The organism is uncultured Metabacillus sp., assembly GCF_947503125.1.
In the GTDB taxonomy this organism is placed as follows: Bacteria; Bacillota; Bacilli; order Bacillales; family Bacillaceae; genus Metabacillus.
The window spans coordinates 1-1,766 of sequence record NZ_CANNCR010000137.1 but is presented as its reverse complement, the minus strand read 5'-3'; the positions used below and the strand labels follow the sequence as shown (position 1 = coordinate 1,766).

At 33.2% G+C, this 1,766-nt stretch carries 2 protein-coding genes; both read right to left on the bottom strand.

Translation table 11 applies throughout. The features are described 5' to 3' along the window. Positions 1-335: 335 nt before the first annotated feature. Positions 336-797 carry an NUDIX hydrolase gene (locus tag Q1B07_RS26445; RefSeq protein WP_299095750.1) on the bottom strand — a complete coding sequence of 154 codons (462 nt, stop codon included), beginning with the start codon at positions 795-797 and terminating at the stop codon, positions 336-338. 153 nt (positions 798-950) lie between these two features. After that, on the bottom strand, positions 951-1,685 hold the full coding sequence (locus Q1B07_RS26440; RefSeq protein ID WP_299095753.1) for a metallophosphoesterase family protein: 735 nt from the start codon (positions 1,683-1,685) through the stop codon (positions 951-953). Positions 1,686-1,766: the final 81 nt, after the last annotated feature.

Sequence of the window (1,766 nt, the reverse complement as noted above, 5' to 3'; positions counted from 1 at the left end):
AAGGGTTGATATACTTATTTCTCTATCAGTCTGCTAGCCCTTAATTTTTTTGTCCAGCTAAGTGTAACCTATCCATACAACGCTTTTGAATACAAATCCAAAAGGGAAGAAAGAAGATTATTTAATTTAAAGTTTTCCTTATTCCAATTCTCTATTAAGTTGCAATAATGCAAAGTCGACAAATAAAAAGCTTCAACCTCTTTATTTTTCATTTTATCCCCTCATCTTAAAATTGCATTTTTTTATATGGTAATATTCACTTTTCTTATTGAACTATCCTGCTTCCTATAGTTGAAGAAGAAAAAGCTTTACTCCAAATTGAAGTAAAGCACCCATTACTTTAAGTACATTTTTTCACAATCTATGTATTGCTCAATAAACCCTCTATACTCATCAGTTAATTCATTTGGCAAATTATTTATGGAAAAATACTGCATTTTTTCTGACTCGCTATAATCAATCTTCATTTCTCCACTTACATCTCTGGTATAATAAACAGCTGTTACCGAATATAATTCGTCACCATTTGGAACCTTTAAGTAATATTCAGAACCAGAGAATACATTAATTAATTTTAAGTTTTCAACTACTAATCCTGTTTCTTCAAGAACCTCTCTTTTTGCCACCTCTTCAAAACTTTCTCCTAAATCCATTAAACCACCTGGTAAACCCCAATAACCATCGTGTCTTTTTTGCAGTAGTACCTCATTTTGTTCATTTAAAATGATAACAACAGAACCAGGTAAAATAATAGGCCTATGTCCTACAAATTGTCGTAAATATTTATAGTATTCCATTTATTCTCTCTCCTCTTTGACTGGTTTTCAATAAATTCTATACTTCCTCTTACAGATTATTTTTTCCTGCTTGTTGAGCTAATCTGCCCGTTACTTGAATAAGAAAAGGCTGCCACAACGAAAGCCTTGCACCCGTTAATTGAAGATCAAAGATTAAATTTGATTACCGTGAAACACTTTTAGAATAAAATCACGTTCTGGTACTTGTAACTTATTGTATGACTCTAAGAATGAAGAATTGTCATATATTGTTTCTTCAAGATTAATTTCAATCTTTTCTTTCGAAACAGTTACAATTGCATAACGGACAGCTGGTTTATGGTTACATCCGAGGGAACCAGGATTCAAGTAAATGGCTTTATTCCCTCTAAAATAATGAATTGGATGATGATGACCGAAGCAAATCAAATCTTCATTATTCTGTTTAAATAAAGTTTCTAAATTTTCAACACTTGGTTCTACTATCGAGCTAAAGGGGTCATTACTAATCTGTTCTTTCATTTTTCCAGTTTCAATTTGGTAGTGGATAAATAAAATTGAATTACCTTCTATATTTTGTCTAATTATTCGTGGCAAATGTTCTAACTTTGGAATGAAGGATTTATCCATCCTATCTAAAATCCATTGGTGATGCTTTCTTGCGTGAGAATGACTTTGTGGATACTCCTCACCTTTCGCTAAAGATAAGATTGCTTCGTCGTGATTCCCAGTTATCATTTTTATATCATCTCTGGAGAACAGCATATGCAGCACTTCGTTTGAATCAGGACCTATTCCAATCATATCCCCTAAGCAATATATTTGCTCGATCTCTTTTCTACTGTCTATTTCTGCAAGAACCGATTTTAATGCTGATGCATTGCCGTGAATATCTGTAATTATTGCCATTCGCTGATTATTGCAGTTGAAATGAGCCACTTATGCGGAGTTTTGAGCCAGTCATTGCGGAGAAAAGAGCCACCCTTTGCG

Bases quoted from the DNA above. Each gene is read 5' to 3' on its own strand.
- Q1B07_RS26440 (WP_299095753.1), bottom strand. From the start codon at position 1,685: ATGGCAATAATTACAGATATTCACGGCAATGCATCAGCATTAAAATCG.
- Q1B07_RS26445 (WP_299095750.1), bottom strand. From the start codon at position 797: ATGGAATACTATAAATATTTACGACAATTTGTAGGACATAGGCCTATT.